20 protein-coding genes are annotated in these 21601 nt (G+C 61.1%); 9 read left to right on the top strand and 11 right to left on the bottom strand.

From position 1 onward, the window contains the following. Window positions 1-149: 149 nt before the first annotated feature. From VEJ16_10540 to VEJ16_10530, 3 genes are all read right to left on the bottom strand, one after another. Window positions 150-770 (bottom strand): pyridoxamine 5'-phosphate oxidase family protein, encoded by a 621-nt coding sequence (locus VEJ16_10540; GenBank protein ID HYB10098.1) that lies wholly within the window; start codon window positions 768-770, stop codon window positions 150-152. A gap of 11 nt (window positions 771-781) precedes the next feature. Further along, complete coding sequence (locus VEJ16_10535; protein ID HYB10097.1) at window positions 782-1246, bottom strand: DUF1348 family protein; 465 nt, start codon at window positions 1244-1246, stop codon at window positions 782-784. An 86-nt stretch (window positions 1247-1332) separates the two neighbouring features. Next, complete coding sequence (locus tag VEJ16_10530) at window positions 1333-1884, bottom strand: peroxidase-related enzyme (GenBank protein ID HYB10096.1); 552 nt, start codon at window positions 1882-1884, stop codon at window positions 1333-1335. 117 nt (window positions 1885-2001) lie between these two features. Between VEJ16_10530 and VEJ16_10525 the strand changes: the two genes are divergently transcribed. Beyond that, window positions 2002-2913 (top strand): LysR substrate-binding domain-containing protein, encoded by a 912-nt coding sequence (locus tag VEJ16_10525; protein ID HYB10095.1) that lies wholly within the window; start codon window positions 2002-2004, stop codon window positions 2911-2913. Between the two features lie 139 nt (window positions 2914-3052). Here VEJ16_10525 and VEJ16_10520 read toward each other — a convergent pair whose 3' ends face one another. Beyond that, window positions 3053-4039, bottom strand: a complete 987-nt coding sequence (locus tag VEJ16_10520; GenBank protein ID HYB10094.1) for a zinc-dependent alcohol dehydrogenase family protein — start codon at window positions 4037-4039, stop codon at window positions 3053-3055. A gap of 178 nt (window positions 4040-4217) precedes the next feature. On the opposite strand from VEJ16_10520, the gene VEJ16_10515 reads away from it, so the two are divergent. Continuing rightward, window positions 4218-5123 carry a DMT family transporter gene (locus VEJ16_10515; protein HYB10093.1) on the top strand — a complete coding sequence of 302 codons (906 nt, stop codon included), beginning with the start codon at window positions 4218-4220 and terminating at the stop codon, window positions 5121-5123. Window positions 5124-5336: 213 nt separating this feature from the next. Beyond that, the gene (locus VEJ16_10510) at window positions 5337-6752 is read left to right on the top strand and encodes an aminotransferase (GenBank protein ID HYB10092.1); all 1416 of its coding nucleotides are present in this window, start codon (window positions 5337-5339) and stop codon (window positions 6750-6752) included. Between the two features lie 489 nt (window positions 6753-7241). On the opposite strand, the gene VEJ16_10505 is transcribed toward VEJ16_10510, so the two are convergent. Continuing rightward, window positions 7242-7373, bottom strand: coding sequence for a hypothetical protein (locus VEJ16_10505; GenBank protein HYB10091.1), 132 nt, complete (start codon window positions 7371-7373; stop codon window positions 7242-7244). A 72-nt stretch (window positions 7374-7445) separates the two neighbouring features. Here VEJ16_10505 and VEJ16_10500 point away from each other — a divergent pair, with 72 nt between their 5' ends. After that, entirely contained in the window at window positions 7446-7787 is a 342-nt protein-coding gene (locus tag VEJ16_10500; protein HYB10090.1) for a hypothetical protein, read from the top strand. A 72-nt stretch (window positions 7788-7859) separates the two neighbouring features. Here VEJ16_10500 and pgaB read toward each other — a convergent pair whose 3' ends face one another. From pgaB to pgaC, 4 genes are all read right to left on the bottom strand, one after another. Then, window positions 7860-9905: a poly-beta-1,6-N-acetyl-D-glucosamine N-deacetylase PgaB gene (pgaB, locus tag VEJ16_10495; GenBank protein ID HYB10089.1), complete on the bottom strand. Its 2046-nt coding sequence runs from the start codon at window positions 9903-9905 to the stop codon at window positions 7860-7862. Further along, the gene (gene pgaA, locus VEJ16_10490) at window positions 9902-12367 is read right to left on the bottom strand and encodes a poly-beta-1,6 N-acetyl-D-glucosamine export porin PgaA (protein HYB10088.1); all 2466 of its coding nucleotides are present in this window, start codon (window positions 12365-12367) and stop codon (window positions 9902-9904) included. Before pgaA ends, pgaB begins: the two co-directional genes overlap by 4 nt. Window positions 12368-12639: 272 nt before the next feature. Next, window positions 12640-13296, bottom strand: coding sequence for a poly-beta-1,6-N-acetyl-D-glucosamine biosynthesis protein PgaD (gene pgaD / locus VEJ16_10485; protein HYB10087.1), 657 nt, complete (start codon window positions 13294-13296; stop codon window positions 12640-12642). A 26-nt stretch (window positions 13297-13322) separates the two neighbouring features. Beyond that, complete coding sequence (gene pgaC / locus VEJ16_10480; GenBank protein HYB10086.1) at window positions 13323-14639, bottom strand: poly-beta-1,6-N-acetyl-D-glucosamine synthase; 1317 nt, start codon at window positions 14637-14639, stop codon at window positions 13323-13325. A gap of 607 nt (window positions 14640-15246) precedes the next feature. Here pgaC and VEJ16_10475 point away from each other — a divergent pair. Together VEJ16_10475 and VEJ16_10470 are read left to right on the top strand one after the other, a co-directional pair. Continuing rightward, the gene (locus tag VEJ16_10475) at window positions 15247-15411 is read left to right on the top strand and encodes a hypothetical protein (GenBank protein ID HYB10085.1); all 165 of its coding nucleotides are present in this window, start codon (window positions 15247-15249) and stop codon (window positions 15409-15411) included. A gap of 162 nt (window positions 15412-15573) precedes the next feature. Next, window positions 15574-16248, top strand: coding sequence for a TetR/AcrR family transcriptional regulator (locus VEJ16_10470; GenBank protein ID HYB10084.1), 675 nt, complete (start codon window positions 15574-15576; stop codon window positions 16246-16248). A gap of 176 nt (window positions 16249-16424) precedes the next feature. Here the strand turns inward: VEJ16_10470 and VEJ16_10465 are convergent, their stop codons facing one another. Further along, window positions 16425-16793, bottom strand: a complete 369-nt coding sequence (locus VEJ16_10465; GenBank protein HYB10083.1) for a hypothetical protein — start codon at window positions 16791-16793, stop codon at window positions 16425-16427. Window positions 16794-17078: 285 nt separating this feature from the next. On the opposite strand from VEJ16_10465, the gene VEJ16_10460 reads away from it, so the two are divergent. The 3 genes from VEJ16_10460 (at window position 17079) to VEJ16_10450 (ending at window position 20431) form a co-directional block, all read left to right on the top strand. Next, on the top strand, window positions 17079-17708 hold the full coding sequence (locus VEJ16_10460) for an urea carboxylase-associated family protein (GenBank protein ID HYB10082.1): 630 nt from the start codon (window positions 17079-17081) through the stop codon (window positions 17706-17708). 93 nt (window positions 17709-17801) lie between these two features. Next, complete coding sequence (locus VEJ16_10455; protein ID HYB10081.1) at window positions 17802-18485, top strand: DUF4410 domain-containing protein; 684 nt, start codon at window positions 17802-17804, stop codon at window positions 18483-18485. Further along, window positions 18485-20431: a hypothetical protein gene (locus tag VEJ16_10450; protein ID HYB10080.1), complete on the top strand. Its 1947-nt coding sequence runs from the start codon at window positions 18485-18487 to the stop codon at window positions 20429-20431. Before VEJ16_10455 ends, VEJ16_10450 begins: the two co-directional genes overlap by 1 nt. Before the next feature lie 55 nt (window positions 20432-20486). Here VEJ16_10450 and VEJ16_10445 read toward each other — a convergent pair whose 3' ends face one another. Further along, window positions 20487-21581, bottom strand: coding sequence for a TauD/TfdA family dioxygenase (locus tag VEJ16_10445; protein ID HYB10079.1), 1095 nt, complete (start codon window positions 21579-21581; stop codon window positions 20487-20489). Window positions 21582-21601 lie beyond the last annotated feature (20 nt).

Here is a 21601-nt window from a genome sequence, read left to right as displayed (position 1 = left end):
CTATGGCGCATGCAATAAAAGTCAACGCTGTCGAGCAGCACTTGGATGCCCGGGTCTAACCTCCGGACCTCTCCACTCGTCATGCCCGGACTTGACCCGGGCATCCGCGCCTTTTAGCGCTCCGGCAATGACGCTCGTGATAAAGGCGCCTATCCCACGGCCTCCCGCAAGACGGCAATCTCTGCCTCGAGTTGTGCTATGCGCTTGTCCCGGGCGACGATCGCGGCAATGACGTCGGCGGCCTCGAAGCGCTGTGGTATGTGCTGGGAGCAGTTCGCGTCCCAAGCGGCAACGGTGAAGAGAATTGCTTGCTCGGGACGAGCTTCGTAGTCCTGCGGCATGAGATTTTCAATCAGCGCCGCATCGCCTTCGACGACGCGCGCCTCGCCCCAGATCTTGATGCGCCGCCGATCGGTAAAGTCGATCAAGAAAAGATGCGCTTTGGGATTGTCCGCAAGGTTGCCTTGCGTGATGTATTGCCGGTTGCCGGTGAAGTTGGCAAAGCCGATCGTCCGGTCGTCGAGCGCCTTTAGAAATCCGGCCGGTCCGCCGCGATGCTGAATATAGGGCTGGCCCTCAACGTTCGCGGTCGCGAGAAAGACGCTCGTCTGAGCCTCGATGAAGTGTTTGAGATCGGGCGTAATCAGTGTCTGCCACGAGCCGCGCTCTTCCATTTTTCCATAGGATCGACGGGAGCCTTTGCGGCTTTGTATCGCTTTGACCGTCGGTGTGAACGCGACGTCGCTGGAGAATTTCGTGCCGCCATCCATGATGTGCTCGCTCAAAGCCCGAGATCGCTGAGGGACGGGTGATCGTCGGGGCGTCGGCCGAGGGGCCAGCGATATTTGCGCGCACCCTCCGCAATCGGGAGATCGTTGATGCTCGCGTGACGCACGCGCATCAGACCATGCTCGTCGAATTCCCAATTCTCGTTGCCGTAGCTGCGAAACCAGTTGCCGCTGTCGTCGTGCCATTCATAGGCGAAGCGGACGGCAATGCGGTTCTCGCGAAAGGCCCAGACTTCCTTGATCAGGCGATAATCGAGCTCGCGAACCCACTTGCGGGTCAAGAACGCCACGATGGCGTCCCGGCCCTCGAAGATCTCGGCGCGATTGCGCCAGCGGCTGTCGGTCGTGTAGCCGAGGGCGACGCGAGTGGGGTCGCGGGTATTCCAGGCATCTTCGGCCATACGCGCCTTTTCAACCGCGCTCGCGGCGGTAAAGGGCGGGAGAGGGGGGCGGCTCATTTGCGTGGTCCTCCATTGGCGATTCCGACGAGGCACCCGCCGGCGGAATCGATTTTTCGCCGGCGGGCGACGGCAGGGCCGGCCGCTCAGCTCGCCTTGAGCGCGGCGACGACCGGGAAGTCGATGTCGGTTTTGCCCACCTCATTGATGTAATTCGTCCAGGTATTGAGGGCGACGTGCAACACGATCTCGACGACTTGGGCGTCATCGTAGCCAGCGGCTTTGACAGCGGCCAGATCGGCTTCGCTGACGTGGCCGTGGGTGTTTACGACTTTTACGGCAAAACGCACGGCGGCATCCGCCCTCGCATCGTTCGAAGCGCCGCTGCGATTGGCGGCAATCTCGGCATCGTCGAGCTTCGCGAGTTTCTTGCCGAGGTAAGTATGTGCCGAAAGGCAATAGGTACAGCCGTTGATCTCGCCGACCGCAAGGGCAATCCGTTCGCGCGTCGGGGCGGGGAGTGCACCTTTGTTCAATGCGCTGTTGAGGCCGAGATAGCTTTCGAGCGCTGCAGGGCTGTTCGAGATCAGCCGAAACATGTTCGGCACAGCACCGAGCTGCTTTTTGACCCCTTCAAGCAATGGCCGCGACGCGGCGGGAGCGTCCTCGATCGCGGCAGGCGTGGGAATACGCGACATGGCCGGTTCCTTTCGTGATTTCGATTGAACAACCAACCCCTACCTATTAGTCCCCTTCCAAATAAGAATATAAGAAGCTAAAATGTGTAAGTATCCTTCCAAATTTCGGAAGGCGAGATGGACCGCTTTGATTCGATGTCGATCCTGGTGGCGGCCGTCGAGGCAGGCAGTCTGTCTGCGGCGGCTCGACGGCTTGCCATCCCGCTCGCGACCGTCAGCCGCAAGGTTTCGGATCTCGAGGGCCATCTCAAAACACGCCTCCTGATCCGCTCGAGCCGGAAACTCGCCTTGACCGATGCAGGCCGATCCTATGTCGACGCCTGCAAGCGAATATTGGAGGATGTCGGTGAAGCCGAGCGCGCAGCCACGGGTGAATTCAGCACCGCCAAGGGAAACCTGATCCTCTCAGCACCGATCGAGTTCGGCCGCCTTCACGTGCTTCCCATCGTGATCGAATTCCTCAGGGTCTATCCCGAGATCGATCTTCGGCTCGCACTTACAGACCGGATCATCAATCTTTTCGAGGACCGTGTCGATCTCGCCGTCCGGATCGGGGAATTGCCCGATAGCAGCTTGGTCGCAATCCGGGTCGGCTCGATCCGGCGCGTCGTTTGCGCAAGCCCCACCTACTTCGCGAAGCGGGGCACGCCGGCTCGTCCCGATGAACTGAGCGGGCACGATTGCGTCTCGTTCGAGGGATTAACATCGCCTGAGGCGTGGGTTTTCGTGGCGGGAAAGTCCGAAGTGCGTGTCCCGATCCACTCGCGTCTCATCGTCAACACGGCCGAGGCGGCAATCGACGCGACGATCGCACGCGTCGGCGTCACGCGCGTCCTCTTCTACCAAGCGGCACAGGCGGTCCGAGCGGGCAAGCTCGTTCTGGCGCTCGAGGATTTCGAACCGAAACCGTCTCCCGTCAACCTTGTTCATGCAGGAGGACGTCTATTGCCGCTCAAGCTGCGCGCGTTCCTCGATTTCGCACTGCCGAGGTTGAAGGCGAAGCTAGCCGGGTCATCTGCAAATGCATGACTGGTCCGTCGACAGGGACTTACCCGGCAAATAACCGCGTAAAGTCAAAAATACAGGTTAAATTCATAGGTTAGAATGTACTAAGTAATTGAAATGATGGCCACTTGTCCCACCCTAATTTCGGGAAAAGTCTCAAGCTCTAGGGCGCCAGAACGGCCGCACCCTCGATGCGGCCTTCGCGCAAGCGCTCGAGCGCTTCGTTCGCTTGAGCAAGGGGAAAAACCGTCGTCGTGGTGCGAATCGGCACCCTTGATGCGATGGCGAGAAACTCGTCGCCATCTTGCCGCGTCAGGTTGGCGACGGATCGGAGAACGCGTTCCTCCCAGAGCAGCCGATAGGGGAACGTGGGAATATCGCTCATGTGGATTCCGGCGCAAATAACGCTGCCACCTTTTGCGGTCGCCCTGAGGGCAGCGGGGACAAGGGCGCCAACGGGCGCGAAGATGAGCGACGCATCGAGCGGCTCGGGCGGCAATTCATCCGAGCCGCCAGCCCATACCGCACCCAGGCCGCGCGCAAAGTCCTGCCCGGCGATATCACCCGTCTTCGTGAACGCAAAGACTTGTTGGCCGCGATGGCGTGCCACTTGCACTGCAATATGTGCTGCCGCACCGAAGCCATAGAGGCCGAGCCGCTTCGCGTCCCCCGCGAGGCGGAGGGCGCGAAAGCCGATCAATCCAGCGCAGAGGAGCGGGGCGGCGGAAACGTCGTCGAAAACGGGGGGGAGCGGAAAGCAAAACCGCTCGTTCGCGACCGTGTATTCGGCATACCCTCCGTCAATTTGGTACCCGGTGAAACGCGCATGGGCGCAGAGATTTTCCTGTCCGCGCCGGCAATAGTCGCATTCCCCGCAGGTCCAGCCGAGCCAGGGAACGCCAACACGGTCGCCGACCGCGAGTCTTTCCACCGCCGGCCCGACGGCAACAACGATACCCACGATTTCGTGGCCGGGCACGAGTGGCAGCTTCGGGTTGGCCAACTCACCGTCCACGATGTGGAGATCCGTGCGGCAAACGCCGCATGCACGGATCCGGATCAAGACCTCATGACTGCCGGCCTGCGGCATCGCGGCCCGATCCTCGAGCCGAAGTGATGTACGGGCGGCGTGAAGCACAATCGCGCGCATCGAGTCCGTCCTGAAACGAGCGCTGCCGGGATTGGGGAGCATTATAGCGCTGCTCTCGATCCTTGTGCGATGCGCAGCCGCAATGTAAGTCATTCGGAAATGCTGCATTACACCGATCGGGGGCGTTCCAAGTGTCGACGTCTTCGAACGTCGCACCCCCGTTATCGCAGGTGAATTGGTGCAAAGTGCGACCGCGGCACGCTTCGACGCCACGACCCATCGCCGAGGAATCGCACTCGTCGCGTTGGCCGCAATCTTTTGGAGCACGGGCGGATTGATCGTCCGCTCCCTGGACGCTGCGGATGTGTGGACCACGGTGTTCTGGCGTTCGCTTTCCGCAGCGGGCTTCCTCATAAGCTATATCGGCTGGCGGGAGCGGGGCCGGAGCGTGCAAGTCTTCCGGGCGATGGGTCTTCCCGGTGTCGTGGTCGGTGTGTGCATCGGCACGTCGTCGATCTGTCTCGTCTTGTCGTTCCATCTCACGACCGTTGCCAACACGCTGATCATTTTCAGTACCTCGCCGCTCATCGCGGCAGCGCTTGCCTATGTGGTCCTCGGCGAGAAGGTGGATGTGCGGAGCTGGCTCGTCATGGCGGTCGCACTCGGCGGCGTGGCCGTCATGGTCTCCGCATCGATTGCTCCGGGATCGCTACTCGGCAATCTGTTGGCGTTCTTCATAGCCCTCGGTTCGGCGATAGCGACCGTGACAATTCGCAAATACCGGGACGTGCGGATGACGCCAGCGACATGCCTCGGCTGTGCGCTCGCGGCACTTGTCGCCCTTCCGCTCGGCGAACCGCTGTCGGTGACAAGAGGCGACTTCGGCCTCCTTTTCGTCTTCGGCGCATTCCAGCTCGGATCGGGGTTCGTGCTGTTCGTTGCAGGTGCTCAGCGCGCACCCGCGGCACAGGTCGCCCTTATCGCGCTCCTGGAGCCGATCCTCGGGCCGATTTGGGTATGGGCGTTCCTCGGAGAACGTCCGGGACCCATGTCGCTTCTTGGCGGGGGAATCGTATTGGCCGCACTTGCCGCCCATACTGCCATCGATTTGCGGCGGGCGAAGGCGATTCCCCCGGCCATCTAGGGTGAGTCGGCGGCCCACGCCCCGAGCAGGCCAAACTTCGGGCTTGAGTTGCGCTTGCTCTAGCCTCAGGATGGGCGCGAATTTTGCGCAAGCAAATCCACCACACTAGCCCCGCAGCTGGTCGGCTTTTCGGGTGTTCTCCCGAAGATCGGCTGGCCGACCGGTGAATTTGGCATTGCGACGCGCCCCTAACGGAAATCGGGAGATCGATCGATGGACACTGCGGTTGCCAAGAAAAATTACTCGCTCGAGGAGATGGATAAGCAAAGCCTGCTCCATCCGCTTACGTCCATTGCCGAGCATCTGAAGAACGGCCCCCTCATCGTGATGGATGGGCAGGGTGTCACGCTCAAGGATCGCACCGGAAAGGACATGATCGACTGCGGCGCCGGCCTCTGGTGCGTCAATATCGGATACGGCCGCGAGGAAATGGCGCAAACCGCCGCACAAGCGGTGCGAAACCTCAGTTATTATCACATTTTCGGCTCTGCCTCGAATGAGCCGGTCATCCGACTGGCGGATCGCGTGCTGGGCATCTTTCGGGAGAAGGCAGGTGCCGGCCACCTCTCGAAAATGTTTTTCGGCACCTCCGGCTCGGACGCCAACGACACCAATTTCAAGCTAGCCCGTTACTACAACAATCTGCGGGGCAAGCCCGGAAAGAAGAAATTCATTTCGCGCGTCGGCGCCTATCACGGCCTGACTTATGCGGCTGCGAGCCTGACGGGAATCGAGCGCTACCACAAGGCATTCGACCTGCCGCTCGACGGCGTTTACTACGCGTCGTGTCCGCATTTCTACCGCTTTTCCAATCCCGGCGAGGACGAGAGCGCGTTCACCGCACGGTTGATCCGTGAACTCAAGGACATAATCGCACGGGAAGGTGCTGAATCCATCGCCGCGTTCATCGCCGAACCGGTCATGGGAACAGGTGGGGTGTTCCTCCCGCCCAAGGGTTACTTCGAAGCGGTGCAGGCGTTGCTCAAGGAGAACGATATCCTCTTCATCGCCGACGAAGTGATCACCGGGTTCGGCCGCTTGGGGTCGTGGTTTGCAACCGGACTTTACGGACTTAAACCGGATATCGTGACACTCGCGAAAGGCATTACAAGCGCCTATTTCCCCGTGTCCGCTTCCGTCATATCAGCCGGTATATGGGATGTGTTGAGCAGCGCATCCGATGAATTTGGTCCCGTGATGCACGGGTTCACCTATTCCGGTCATCCCGTCGGCGGGGCGCTCGGGATGACGAACCTCGACATCATGGAGCGCGAAGGCCTCGTCGAAAATGCAGCCAAAGTTGGCCCCTATTTCCTGAAACGCCTGAGGGAACGAGTGGCGGATAACCCATTCGTCGGTGAGGTGCGTGGGGAAGGGCTCATGCTGGCGGTCGAGTTCGTGGCGGACAAGGCAAAACGGCGCTTTTTCGATCCCAAGGCCAACGCGCATAGAATTGTATCCCGCAAGGCCCTCGAACATGGCGTGATGACACGGCCGCTGCCGTTCATCGAAGTGACGTCATTCTCCCCACCGCTCTCCATCACGCGGGAAGAAGTGGATGAGGCAGTCGAACGGTTCGGGCGAGGTCTTGAAGCGGCAATGCCCGATCTTCGTCGGCTCGCGGGTTAGAGTTTCGCGCGGCCAGACTGATCGAAGCTTGGCCAATGCGGCAAAAGGGGGGCTTTCAGGCCCCCCTTTCCCATTGGAATGGCGAGATTTTTCGTAAGACGAAGGGTCTTGAACCGCCAAGGAGACGAGCGGTCTCGGGCGGTGGCCGGTTAGCCGAAGTCCATGCGCCGGCCATCCACCTGACGGCGCTGGAGGCCGCAGGCACGAATAAACACGTCGTCAATAGGACAGATCGAAGCGAATTATCGCGTATATTCGCGCCCATTCAGAAAATTCGGCAGGCGGTCGGGAACGACGACCCTGCAATAGTGGTATCGAAAGCTGGCGACGCGGCGCGTGATGCGACGCCACCCAGCACCGGTGATGCCACGCGCTAACACGAACTGGAGTGATCTTGTGAGCAATTTGCTTTTTCGTGTCGCAATCTGCTCTTGGATGTCGGTGTCGATTGTATTTGCTGGCCTTTGGGCGAGCGGCCAATTCGATCGTCTAGGCATGGATTTTCAGAGAGGCGTTGCGCTGGCACTCGCCGTCGGCCTGACGAACGCGGCGGTAATCCTGCTGATGGATTTTACGCGCAAATCTCGTGCCGACATCGGGCGAGCCAGGTCTGTCGGACATTTTGTATCATCCCGGGCCAACGCCCGGACGTGACGTTCATCCCCACCTGACGAAACTTGGAAGGAAGGCGACATGTCGTCAATAAAACGCGCTTCGGTTTGTTGTGCGGTGTTGTCCTTGGCACTTTTCGTGAGCGCGGCACCGGCAGTGGCATTCAGTACGGAAACGGCCACGAGCGAAAATGGCGATGGAACACCACAGTCCATCAAGGAAGGCGACCGGGCGCCGGCCCTGCAAATAAGCGAGGTCGGGACCAGTGCACCGACCGCCATCCGCAATCCCCCATCTTCCGACGCGGCCGCGACCAAAAACCAATCCGGCAACACTTTTCCCGGCAGCACCTTCGATCCCGAGGAAACGCGCTACGTCTTCGGGCCGTTCAACCATTTCGGCTACGGCAGCGCCATTCAGTAGTCCGCGAGACATGCCGGCTCCGAAGGCCGCAATGAAATCTCCTGCCCGATTGGGCGGGATAGCAACCGCAGCTCACGGCCGATAGGGATAGACGGCAAGGGAAATCGTCTTGCGAAGCTCCTTTACGTCCGGGTGGTTTGCCGGTGCGTCGTCCGGATAATACCCGAAATTGAGAGCACCCTGGCGCGCGAGCAGGCGCATTTCGCGCGCCAGCGTTTCGGTCGGCACCTCGCGATCGGGGCCCGATTCCGGCACTCTCCAATCCACCGCCTGCAGCTCGAAGATCGAGCGTGAAAGCCCGCCTGGACGTTTCGCGACGATGCCGCGCAGACGGTCGAGCCATGCCTCGGCATCCCCCTTCGCAACATCCTCCATGAGCGGCATCGCCATGATCGCCGTGTAGTCATAGGTCGCGAGAAAGCTGTCGAGGTCCTGGGCAAACCAGGCTTGGCTGGTCGGCTCGAGGATCGGGCGTGCAAAGATGTTGCGCGCGGTCGAAAGGGGTGCTCGGTGAATTCTGACGCGGGCCGCAAGCTCCTTGGTGAAATCGATGAGAACGCGGGTCTTGAGCCTCGTCCATGCTTCCATCGCAAATGGATCGGCGCGTATGGCGGCGACGGAGCCAGGCAGGCCGGCCGTCCGGTATGCCTCGAGCGCTTCGGGACTTGCATCCTCGAAATCGGTGAGGATCGCGTCATCGCTGAAAAGGATTCCAGCAATCGGCGTGCTGGCCGCCATCTCCTCGTAGAGTTGGCCGATCAGCGCACGCGCCGTGGGATCGAACGGGGAGAGGCGGACCGGCTGGGCCGGGTCCGGCGCTGCCTCGTTTCGCTCGGAATTCCAGGCAAGTACGTGCGACAGCTCTTGCCCGAAAGCGAAGCTGAGCACGGGCAGCCACGCATATACGCGCACGCCGGCGCGGGTGCGAAGCTGCCAAGCGGCTCGGTTGAAAAGGTCGGCCCGCATCGGGAGCAGTTTGTTCGGGAAGTAGACGGACTTTGCGAGCCCATTGCCGTCCGGGTCCGCATAGGCCTGCAAGAAGACGATCGATACCCCGAGATCGTAGACACGTTGGACGACAGCGCCGAGGTTCTTGTCCTGTTGGGCTGGATCGGGGTCGTAGACATAGTCGAGATCGACATGGACGACCCGCGTCGGACCGTGGTGGACGAGATGGTGCATATCGGCAACGAAGTCGGCAAGCTGCGGATCGTCCTTGACGAGGTGGCGCGGCGTATCCTGGAGTTTGTCGAGTGCGCCCACACCGTCAATCAGATTCATGGTGATCGGCATTCCGGCCGAGCCGTAGATGGAAATGGCCAGTTCGCTGTGCTCTCCATAGGGCCAGATCATCGCGCGGGGCTGCTTGCCGGTCTGGCGAAAAATCTCCCCGGAGATTCCCGCGGCGTCCGCCTTGATGCGGTCTTCGTAAGCCGACTCGGTCTCGTAGCTGCCGCGGCTCGAATCGTAGCGCCGAGTGACGGCAGCGGGTTCGAGATTGCCTTGCGGGTTAGCCGGAATGCCGAGATGCAGATTGTTCGAGTGGGACGCGATTTCGACGAGCCCGGAGCGTTGGACCTCACGCACTTGATCCCATGTCATGAAAAACGAACGGGGCATCATGGCCATGCTGCTGCCGTACTCAACCTCGCTTTTGGGCGCCCCCGCCATCCAGGAGTGCACCAGGCCGAGCACGGCGGGAAATTTGAACGCTTTCAGAATCGGGAAGGCGCGGGTGTAGAAGCTCTCATATCCGTCGTCGAAGGTGAGAAGGACGGGATTAGCGGGTAACGGGACTCCGCGGTCGCGTGCGGCGACCAATTGGTCGATGCTGACCGGATGATAGCCGTTGCGCTCCAGCCAACTGAACTGCTGTACCAGCTTGGCGGTCGAAACCGCATTATAGCTTTGGTCGGGGTCGACATCCTCGACGGCGTGATAGCAGATCGCGAGAAACATGGAGGTGCCGGCCGGCAGCGGTGGTGTCGTGCCGAAGCCGCGCGGTGCGGAAGCACCGGTATCGTCTTCCTCCATCCCGGCGAAAGCGCTTGCCACCGATAGCGCGAGGACTGCGATGAAGAATAACAGCGGACGGCACCGGGCGACGATTCGGCTCATTGTTCGGGCCTCCAAGTCAGGTTCAAAATCAGGGCAAGGCTGTTCGTGAACTCACTGTCGTAGGCCTGCCGGCCGAGTTGGAATCCAGCACTGACTTCGAAATCGTCGCCTGTCTTGATCTTGTGCTGGTAAGTGAGCGAGCCGGCGAAGGTCGTGCCGTGCCCCTGTTCCCAGTAGGCGCCCGGTTTGACCACGAGCTCATGGCTCCAGACGAATTCATAGCGGCGTTCGATGATTTGCGTCGCATCGATGCCGGCCGCCCCCAGGAAGTCGTGTCGCGGGCTATAGTAGGGAACGTCAGTGAGGCTGTTTTGCGATCCCGCAAGCTCGACGATGCCATCGAGGTTGACATGGGGTCCCGCCCACAGGCGTTGGACGAATTTGCCGTCTAAGGAGCCACGCAAATTGCCGTCGGAGAAATTCATCCCTTCGGCCGTGAGACTAGCCGAGCGCGACTCGCTCTCACGCCATGTCACGCTGCCGGACCCCGAATCTGCGGTGACCTTGTTCTTGAGGGCGCGAAGCGGGGTGTCCTTTGAAAAGAGTTGGCCGTTGCCGTCGAGCTGCCACTCGTCGTCGATGTCCCACGTACCCCGAAGCACGCCGCCGAACTTGTCGCGACCGTAGTCGTTGAGGTTGCCTTCAGCGGACGCCACGAAGTCTCCCGAACGCCATTCGATACCCGCCGCATGGCGGAAGTCGGTTATATGGCCTTCGGGGACAAGCTGGCTCGCGATGTACTCGCCCGCGAATGCTCTCCAGTCGTAATCGAATGGCGCTGAGAAGATTCGGCCGTCGACTGCGACTCCGTTTCCGCCATTGACGGTCGTTGCCGACTCGTAGGTCTTGTTCACCGCGATGTCGATCTCTGGCCGATTGTGAATTTCCCATTCCTCGGCGAGGCGCTGGGCGTCGCGGCGTTCGGGAAAGCGCGTGATGGCGTCGGATTCCGCACTCCCCGCTTGCTCGAACGCGTGCAGCGCCAGTGCGTTGGATCCTTGCGGAATCTCCACGGCCGGGTCCTGCGGAGCAAGTGCTGCGGCAATCTCGTATTCCTCCGCCGCGCGCCGTGGCCATCCGCGAGCCGCATAGACGTCGGCCAGGATTATGCGAAATGACGGGTTTGCGGGCGCCGCGTCGACAAGGGCTCTGGCTTTCGTCTCGGCACCCTCGAGGTCGTTTGCGTAAAGGTCCGCGTTGGCGAGCGCCTCGTCAGCCGCCTGCCGAGGGTCGTTCGGTAGTGGGCCGGGATCTCCTTTGAGCCAGCGCCATTTTGGTTGTTCCTCGTCCACTTTGCGTATGAAGTCGCGTGCCTCGTCGAGCCGCTCGAGGTCGACGAGCGCATAGAACCGCCCGAGTGCTGCGGAAAAACTCGTCGGTTCGCTCTCGAGCACGCGCTGGTAAAGCTCGAGGGCCATTTCTGGCTCTCGCAAATAAATGTAGGCATCCGCCGTCGCTTCGAGGGCATAACTTGGAATATGGACGCCGCTGGCGCTAAGGTTCTCGTATTCCTTCACGACGTCGGTCATGCGCACTCGGTCGCGATAGGCGACCATGCGATCGAAACGCGCGCGCAGGAGATCTTGTCGCGCCGTCTCGCCTTCCTTACTGAAACGCTCGATGAGTTCGTCGAGTCGTGCAATCGCCTTATCGGTCGCGGCGAAACGTTCAGCTTCGGAGGGCGGCTCCAGGCTACCGAAGCGCACGAGCTCGGCGGCGTCGCTTCCTTCAAGACGGCGCACGTCGCTCGGCGTGACCGCGTCCGGCGACTCGCGGGCGAGCTCAAGCGCCACATGGGGTGCGCCCATGCGTTCGATCGCAAGGATTTGCTCGCGCTTCGCCTCGCGGTTTCTTGGCTCGATGGCCAAGGCTTGATCGGCAAAGCGCAACGCGTCAACGGGCCGTCCGAGCGAATTGGCGGCATAGATTGCGGCAAGCAGCATGGGAACCGAGGACGTTCTGGCACTCGCCGCGTCCGCCTTGTCGAAAGCCGCCTTCGTCTCACCCATATCGGTGAGCACGAGGATCTCGCCCGCGGCGAAATCGGCGTTAGTCGGAAAACGGCGGACACCTTCCTGATAAAGCTTGAGAGCGTCCGGAAAACGCTTCAAGTCGCGGTAGGCGCGTGCGGCGGAGGCGAGAACGTAGTCGGGTTCGTCGTGCGGCAGGCGCTCGAAAATGCGGACGACATCGGAAGGGCGGCCGGCCCAGCCGAAGACCACCATTTCATCGCGTATCACGCCGAGATCGTCGGGATGTTTCTTGGCCAAGGCCTGCAGGATCGCGAGCGCCGACGCGGTGTCGCCGGAACGCGCAAGCTTAACTGCCCGCTCGTGTGCTGCGCGGTCGTCGCCGGCGCTGTCGCGGGTCGTGGCGCCGGAAGCCGGGGCGCCCGATTCCTCGGCATGAAGATCGGTCACGACGGCCGCGGCAAGCATGGCGAAGGCCAATCCAGCAGCCACGCCTGCGCGAACACAGATCGGCCGCCCGAACGGTCGTTCGCGCGGAAAGCGCGCACGGTGCTGCGGCGTAGGTGCCGAATGTTGGCTCAATATCGTAACGTCACGCCGAGTCCCCAGGCGCTGGACGCGTTCAAGCAAGCAATTCGACGTTGCCAACCGGTCTGGGCGAATATCGCGCACCCGCCGGCGCGGCGGCCAATGCCTGCGATCCTGACACGGATGCTGGGACCGTGCCATTTATTTTGGCGCCGTCCAATAATCGGTTGGATCGGCTAGCGACCTCTTCGGCGAGGCCTTGGGGCGCTGCGCGCACGCGACGATCGTCGAACCGAGAGGCGCGCCGAAGAGGAGCGTGGCACCACCTGGAACAGCGGGCTCGTCATCTCGCCTTGCCCCGGCGCCGTGCCCACGACTGCAAGGCGTTCCGCAGCGGCTTCGCCGACCACGGGGAATATCGTTTTGGGACGTTGAATCTGATCTGCGGGCCGCTCGCCATTTCTCTCGAAGTATCCTTCCTCTGTTTGATGCACATAGACGAGGTTACCGTCGGCGTCGTGGTGAATGACCAGATGACGCAAGCCCTGCCAGCGCTCCACCGCCTGCGTGGGAACCGCATAGAGTCTTGCGAGATCTGCCGGTGTTACCATGGGCACGAATCGGCGCCGCTCGCGACCGCGGAATCGCATTCTGTTGTAAAGGCTCCACGCTATCATGAGTGCCGCGTTGAACGCGGCAATGCTGCCGTAGAGCGAAAGTGTGTCGACGATCGTCCAGCGCGGTTGCTGCCCATTGACGTCGAGCGGGGGCAGGATTTGATCCAGGACGTCGCCCAGCCCGACGGCGCCGAGCGCCACCCAGATCCCCCAGCGAATGAGGTAGAAGTAGAACGCCCACAGCAGCGCCGTCAGAATGACGTCGCGCAGCCGCATCCATCGGGGCCTGCTGTCCCAGGCGTCTATGACGCAGTTGGCGTGAATGACCTGAATCCTCTATCGGGACTGGTCCATATGCCCCGCGCGCCGCGCTTCTTGAAAAGCGCCTTGGGAAAGCCGACCAGCGACGTTGTGAAGGCGACGAACCAGAAGGCCATCGGATACCAGATGGCCCAAACGTAGTAGCGCCATAGCCCGGCCTCGTAGCGCGACTCGATGGTCAGCGCCACAATGCTCTGGACAAGATAACTCGTCGCCAGCAGCAGACCCCAGAATGCGGGCGGCCAGAGCGTCGGCACGTTCAGGCCTTCCGGCATGGCGACGAACTTTCCAACGATCCAAAGGACGATCGACAATGCGAGCGCATAGGCCCAAACGATGCTCGAAATGTACTCGGCGACGACGAGCCACATGCGGCGGTGACGCCAACGACAAACTCGATGAAAATTCTCGAGGAATACCTCGGCACCTCCCTGCGCCCAGCGCAGGCGTTGGCGCCAAAGTCCTTTGAAGGTTTCGGGCATCAGAATCCAGCAAAGCGCGCTCGGCTCGTAGCGGATTTGCCAGTGATTGAGTTCGAGCGACCAGGATATCGCAATATCTTCTGTGATCTTGTCGAGTGACCAATACCCGCAATGCTGCAGGGCCGCGCGCCGAAATGCCGCGATGACGCCTGAGACGGTGAACACGTTGCCGTAGATGCGCTGGGAGCGCTTGATGAGCCCGACGATTGAAGAAAACTCGCAGACTTGAATCCGGCCGAGCAAACTCGATCGCGTGCGGATGCGCGGATTGCCGGTGACGGCGCCGACGCGAGGGCCGTTCATGAAATGCTTTACGAGGTGGGCGGTGGCGTTCGGATGTAGGATCGCGTCGCCGTCGACACATACCAAGTACTCGCCGCGGGCCGCGAGCGCACCCATTCGGAGCGCCATGGCCTTGCCCTGGTTCTTGGCGAGATGAATGACCCGCAACGCCGGATATTTGCCAAGCAATGCTTCGAGCGCAGCACCGGTATTGTCCTTGGAGCCATCGTTGATGGCGATGATTTCGATGTTCGGATAGCGCTGCGCGGCTAGCCCGGCAATAGTCTCGTCGACATTGTCGCCTTCATTGAAGCAGGGCACGAGGAGGCTGACGAGGGGAGGGTCGTCGAAAACCGGGGGATTGTCCGGTCCTCGCGTGCGACGCTCCCAGTAAAAATAGTAATAGAGCCCGCCCGCCATCCAGACATAGGACATGAACAGCGGATAGAAGAAGACGAAGTCGAGCACGTCGCCGCTCAGCCAGCGAATGTCGAGGCTGGCCAGTGCCGACAACGCGGTTGAGACGAGATCCATTACCGCAACCTTCCGGCGGCGATTGCGATGCCCGTCCTCGAGAACTGCCACCCGGCAACCATCTCGATTTCCCCCCAAACTGCGCCGGCAGCGGACTGATGCTCGGGGCCAAGTCGGCCAAAATGCCGCCTATCGCGCGGGCCAGGCAGGCGCAAGGACCGTGCCATCGAGGCAATGCGCGCGTTTTGGGGATTGCGATGCCGGCTCTGGGCGATCGGCAGGACGGCCAAAGGGCGGCGCAGAGCCGTTTTCCCTGGAAAAAAGCTTCAGCCGAGTCGTGGTCCGCGCCTGGCCGAACCAAGCGAGCTGCCCTGTAAGTCGTGTGAAGGAGCGCGCAAGGTGAAAGGGGCTCGATATTTCGCTTTGCAATTTGCAAAAAACAGCGAGACCCCAACCGCCGGCGCCGATGATGAGTGGTTTGACAAACCGATTTCAATTAATGCAACGATACCGTTGCGTTTTAATCGAAACGACCTTAAAATTTGGCGTAATCACTGAGACAGCCGCGCCCATGAAGGGCCGTAGAGGGGCGAGTTACTGGCTGGCGTTGGCAAGCTCGGGTGGTCCTTGTCCCCGCAGGTGTCGGGGGAATCGAAGGGAACGGAAAATGACGATCGGAAGGGCAATCACACGTGGACGGCAGCCGAGGACCTTGACGCTGGTTCAGATCTTCTCGGGATTAGCGTTGCTCTCGACGATGAGCGGCTGCATCGTCGTCCCTGCTTATCCTCCGCCACCGCCGCGCTACCACTATTACTATTATGGCTACTAATTCCAGGGCGCCCTGGATTATATGGATGAAAGTGAGCGTTCGAGGGGATTCGGCCAAACCGTGCATCGCGCCGGTCGCGGCGCTCTTACGATGCATCGACTTGAGGATTGGGCTGTTCCGCGATCGTCGGCACTGCGGATGAAAACCGGTAGGAGGCCGTTATTGAGGTCGGCAGAAGGGATTCGATCTTCGATTGGACCGTCGCGGCGCGGCGGCCGCCCGTCGCAGGTCGAGGCGCCGCGTATTCGGGAAAAGATCCTCGACGTAGCGACTGCGCTCATCCTGACACACGGATACGGTGCGACCAGCATTGAGGCGGTCGCCCAGCGCGCAGGCATCTCCAAGCGCACCTTTTATCACCGCTTCAACGATAAGGCCGATCTTTTCGGTGCGGTGGTGCATCGCCTCATTGAACGACTGCGGCCGCCCGATAGCGCGATCCTGCCGAAAGGCGACACATTCGACGAAATATTGGAGAATCTCGCGCATCTTATCCTCTCCGCGAGTCTCACGCCCGACGCGCTCGCCCTTTATCGCGTCATTCTATCGGAAGCAACGCGGTTTCCGAAACTGGCCGAGGTCGTACATGCTCAAGGGGCACGCCAAGAGGCGGTCGGTCATATCGCGCAGCTTCTCGAGCGCCAAGCGCAGACGGGACAGCTCGAATTGCCGGACTGCCAATTCGCCGCGGAGCAGTTCCTCCAAATGGTAATTTCGGTTCCCCAGCGCCGGGCGCTGGGTCTAGGGGCTCCAATGAGTCGAAGCGAGCTCGATTTTTGGGTTCGCAACACCGTTAAATTGTTCCTGGACGGCTGTCGGATGCGCCTGCCCCAATAACAGGCTGGCGGCAGGCATATGCCCCCTGCGACAACAGCGAAAAACGTCATTCCCGGATGAAGGGTGACGGCAGCAACGGGTGCTAACGGCAGCAGAAACCGATCGAAGGGACTGACGACCCTTTTGCTGCAGCTACTGGACCGGAGCGGGACAGGTCGGCTGGATACCGCAAAACATCAGTCGTCGGCGAGAGCCCAACGATCGGGCTTGCGCACGAGTTCGATCGATCGCTGCTCCGTGCCAAGGTTCCCGCTGATCGTGACGAGTGCAGTGTAATGGCCGGCAGCGACGGACTCTTCGCGATCGACCGTCACCTGTATGGACGCCGGATCCGGCAACATACGGTCGGCGATCGGTCCTAGAAGTTCCCGGATCGGCGGAACGTCCTTGCGCTGAACCGCCTCAATGGCGCCGACCTCCGCGGCGATGTGCGCGCGCACGGCCTGCTGGATGTCCGATGCCGTCGGCGCCGGCTGAGATTCGTCGGCGTGGGCCGCGATCAGCGGTAGACCTATGAAGAAAGCAGCCACCATAAACTTTCGCATGACACCTCCAGAAAAAACCCGCCCGCCCGACCTCGGGGCCCGGGCAACGCATGCCTCACTCCGTCTGGATATGGCTGCGAAGCGCTCGGACGACGCAAAATCGAGTTCTCCCTAACCCCTGGACCCACACATTGTCAAACCATTCGCCAAGGCTTTCCCAATCGCCCGGGTTCTCCGGGAAGGTGCCAGAATTGGCGCGGAGCGTGGACGGCTCGACAATGCGGCAATAAGATCGCGGCGGGACGGCCACCGTCGACTGGGGATAAATGCGCTGGGAGGGGCAAGATGAGAACCTGCATCGACATCGTTCTACCCGGACGTGACGGCGGCGCTTGGGTGGTCCGGCAAGGTCAGCATATCCGCGTCATCGACGTCGATGGCGGCGCGATCTGCGATTTCGTCTGCTTCAACGCGAACCGCACGTCGGAGCGTTTCAGCCAAGCGCGTACAAAGGCGAACCAAGGACGCTTCATGATAACAGCCGGCCACAATCTCTACAGCCGCGACAACAGCGTCCTCCTCTCGATCGTCGAGGACACCTATGGCGTCCACGATTTGCAATATGGCATGTGCAGCGCCTGGGTTTTCGCGAACTTCCACGAGAAGGACTTTCACGGCTTCAGCCCGAACCGTTTTCAGGTAGGCGGTCCCCTGGGTGTACCGCCGTTCGGCTGCTATGAAGTGCTGCAAAAAGCGCTCAAGCCCTTCTCGATCGCGCCCGAAAACATTCCCGATCCGCTCAATCTCTTTCAAACCATCGACTACGATCTCGGGTCGAAAGCAATCAAAACGGTGGACGGCCGCAGCAAGCCCGGCGATTACGTCGATTTCGTTGCGCGCATGGACAACCTTTGTGCCGTAAGCGCTTGTCCCGCCGCCGGCCGACCTTTGCGCGTGCAAGTCTACGACGCCTGAGCGAGGCGGCGGGGGTGGGGCGGCCGCCATGAGGTCGAGCAGTGGGCGAGGTGGCGGAGCGAGGCAAGGTCGCGACGCACGGGAGAAGGCTTCTTGATCGGATCGATTGTAAAATCACTGTGCGCGGCCTGGGCACTTGCGTCCCTCATCGCCGGCTTGGGCGCGCGACAAGCCGAGGCGCAAGTCACGGGCCCTATGCCCCCGGCGTCTCTGGCGGCGACAACGCTCAAGGAGGTCTACGTCCGCGATTTCGACCTCGACGCCGCATCGATCGAGACTGAGCGCGGGATCCTTCCGAGCGGACCCTTCGCTACATTGCGCCCCGGCCCCTTTGGCTCCAAGGACCCGCAGACCCGCGCGCATGAGCTGGTCGACCTTATGTCCCGATCGCTTGTCGACGATCTCGAAAAGAAGGGCTTCGCTGCGCGTCGCCTGGAGCCAGACGAGACAACCCCATCGATGGGATGGCTGTTGCGCGGCGTCTTCACCGAAGTGCAGGAGGGCAATCGCCTGCGTCGCGCTGTCATCGGCTTCGGCCAGGGGCAAACCGACTTGCAGGTCGTCGTCGCCGTCGACGATCTTGCGAATGGCACCCTCAAACCTCTTTACGATATCGAGGAGGCCGCCAACAGCAACAACATGCCGGGTGCGGTGATCACCCTTAATCCCTATGTCGCCGCGGCGAAATTCGTTTTGGCCGGGGTCGACCTCGAACGAAACGTCATCGAGACGGCGAGCAAGATCGCCGACGCATTCGCAGCAAGGGTGAATCAATAGTGCTGAAAGTCGTCGCGACGCTCGGCGTCATGGCGCTCTATGCCGCCTCTCTCTTCGGCTGGGGACAGGCCGCAGCCCGGCTCGCCAAGACTGGTACGGCACCGTGGCCGCTTGCGATAGCGCTTGGGGTCGCTGTCTGGGTGTTTCTCGGCGGCATCTTGAATTTTCTTGGCGTTGCCTACGCATTAGCACTCGATGCGATCGTGGCCCTCGGCTGCGCACTATGGCTTGCAGGGCGTCCGTTGTCGGCTTTGCGGCATTTGCGCGTGGGCGGTTGGCGCACATCGACGGTGCTCCGTCCGGCGCTGGCGTGGTCGCTGGTCCTTGCAATTCTGTCTTTCACGATTCTCACCCAATTGCCGCCGGCGGCGTTCAACTACGCCGACGATTTCCAGAAATATTTCGCGCACCCTGTCCGAATGCTGGAAACCGGCACCTTGTTCGGCAGTCCGTTGAGTGCAATCGGCTTTCAAGACCTTGGCGGCCAAGCCGTCCTTCATGCCTTCGTGCTGGCGCATTTTCCATTCTCGTACATGAACGGTGCCGACGCGGTATTTTGCTTGGCACTTTGCCTTGCCATGGTCGTCGAGTCCGGGCTTCGGTTCCGAGCACCGCTTGGGCCGATCCTTCTTTCAACATTGCTCGTCGTAGCGATCGATCCCCAATATGTGAATATCGGCGCACTCTATTCGGGCAGCGCACTGATCATGCTCCTGATTTTTTCCATGGCGCCGCCGCGCTCTCACCAAGCGCTGCGACCTTCCTTCGTCGCCACGCCCCCCATCTTGGGGTCGGTCTATGCCGGGTTGATCGCGCTCAAGCCGACATTCGCCCCCTTCGTCGCATGTCACTTCCTGTGGTCCATCGGTGCGACCGCACTTGCCTCGCGCAGCGCGCGAACGACAATGCGGTGGGGAGGTGGAACGGCGGCCTCAGCACTCCTTTTCGCGAGTCCTTGGCTTGCCCTTCATGCCGCGAGTTATCGCTACGCCATTGAGGCCAAGATGAATTCGGTCGCCACCCTGGCGAACGCGGTCGTCGCATCGCCCGGAACTTTGATCGGTGACGGATTGGGGTCGCTCTTCTCCAATATCGGCTCATTTTACGGTGAATCGCCGCTGCATATAACGATCTTGGTGTTCATCGTGGGCGGCGCGGCAGTTGCCCCCCTTATGATTCGGAAGAGCGCGCGATCCGAGGATACGCGCGGTCCAGCCCACTTTTTTGTCGGCGCCTGGCTGGCACTCGCCTCGACCTACCTTGCGATGATGCTTGTCGTGGCCCCTCGGGTGATCGATCAAGATACGGCGCTTCGCTATTTCTGTCCTGTCGCAATCGGGTCATTGCCGCCATTGACGCTTCTGAGCGCCGCATACATCGCGCAAATCGACGGTATTTGGCTGAGGCGCATTGCATGGGGTACAAACGCTATCGCGCTGCTCGCCGGCCTCGCATTTCTCGCGGGCGGTCTTTTCCAGAGGGTAGAGCAGGTGCTATCGACGGGAACGATTCTGGCGTTTCGCGCGACCGCAACCTCCCCCCATTTTCTTGCTTATAGCGAAGACGTCCTACACGGCTCGACGATGGCCAAGATCGAACGGCTGCAAGCGCTCATTCCCGAACATGAATCGGCGATGGCGTGGATCGGGGCGCCCTTCTACCTCGATTTCCGCCGGAACACGATTTACGACGTTGAGCTTGGCGGGCTCGTCAACCCGTGGGCGCATCTGCCGCCCGCGCATTATGTCCTGTGGCAATTCAGCGGTTACGGTATCGATGACGACCGAGGTTGCTCCAGCCGAGCGCACGCCTCCGATGCGCACGAGCAAGCCCTTGGCATCACCTGCCTCCAGTTTCGCAAGTTGCTGGCGCGGCTCGGCAGCAATGCCGAGGTCCTCTATGACGATGAGGAGTTCGTCCTCTTCCGCACCCCCCTCACGCTTTGATTGCTCGAATGAAGGGCTGAACGTCTCGCGTGATTGAGCGAATTTCGGATTCCCCTCACGAGACCGCCTCAAGTGGCGCGTTCATTCGCGTGTCCGGTACGACAATTCCGCCGCGGTTGCCGGGGGTCAGCCCGCCGAAGCGTTCAGCGAATACGGGCGGGAGCGGACGCGCACCCTCCGGGGCCAGCCACAGGCGCAAGAGGTGCCGTTTGCGCTCGATCTCCGGCCAATCCTCGAAACCGGTGCGGTCGTGAAGAAGCGTGTGGTTGTGCACGAGCTGAATGTCGCCTGGGCGGAACTCCATATGCATGCAAAGGGCTGGATCGTTGGCGAGCGTGTCGAAGAGGTCCAGGGCTTCGACCTGCTGTGGTGTGAGGGGTGCTACGTCGGTAAAACGCCGTGCCGATTCGATGTACTGACGCTGATAGATGGCTGAAAGCAAGCCCGCATGCCAGTTGAAGACCGGAATGCGGAAATAGGGCCGTTGGCCGACGCCGACTTCGCCGCGTCGGTCAGTCTCGATCGGCTCGAACAGCAGCCGGGTCAGCTCCGGAGCCCGCTCGCGCATTTCGTTGTAGATTGTGACCGAGCTGACCAAGCTCGAAAGACCACCGGATTTGGCGGTCTTGAGGCAAATTAGTGCCACGATATCGCAGGAATCCGTATGGTAGGTCTGCCTTTCGTGGGTTTGATAGATCCGCACGTTGGGATCGTCGCTCGTCAGTCCCAAGTCCCGGACGTGGCCGAGGATGTGGCCCTTGGCATTCTGAGAACGCGCACTGCCGATGTGGCTACCGAGGCCGAGAAAGGCGATTGCGGTACTTCGAATGTCATAGTGCTCGATACGCAAGCCCCGCAGCAGCGCAAAGCCGCGCCCTTCGAGTACCTCCCGCACGATTCGGCCCAGCCGGGCGGCCAAGGTGGGAAGTGGAAAGTCTGATTTGCGGATCTTGCTCAGGTCGATGTCGCGCGCGGCGAACGCTTGTGTGGCATTGTCGATTTCGGCGATCTCGCGCGGTGTCAGCACCTCGATCCACTCGCCATCTTTCGCCAAGTCGGGGCCGTACCAGGCGGCCGGGTCGAGAATGCGCGCCGGAACATCGTTGAAATCGAACGCAGGGGTATTCCGGATGGGGCTATGTGTCGGCATCGCTTATCCTATTTTGCGTC

It is taken from the genome of Alphaproteobacteria bacterium (genome assembly GCA_035625915.1).
Lineage (GTDB): Bacteria > Pseudomonadota > Alphaproteobacteria > JACZXZ01 > JACZXZ01 > DATDHA01.
This window is presented reverse-complemented; position numbering and strand designations above follow the sequence as displayed.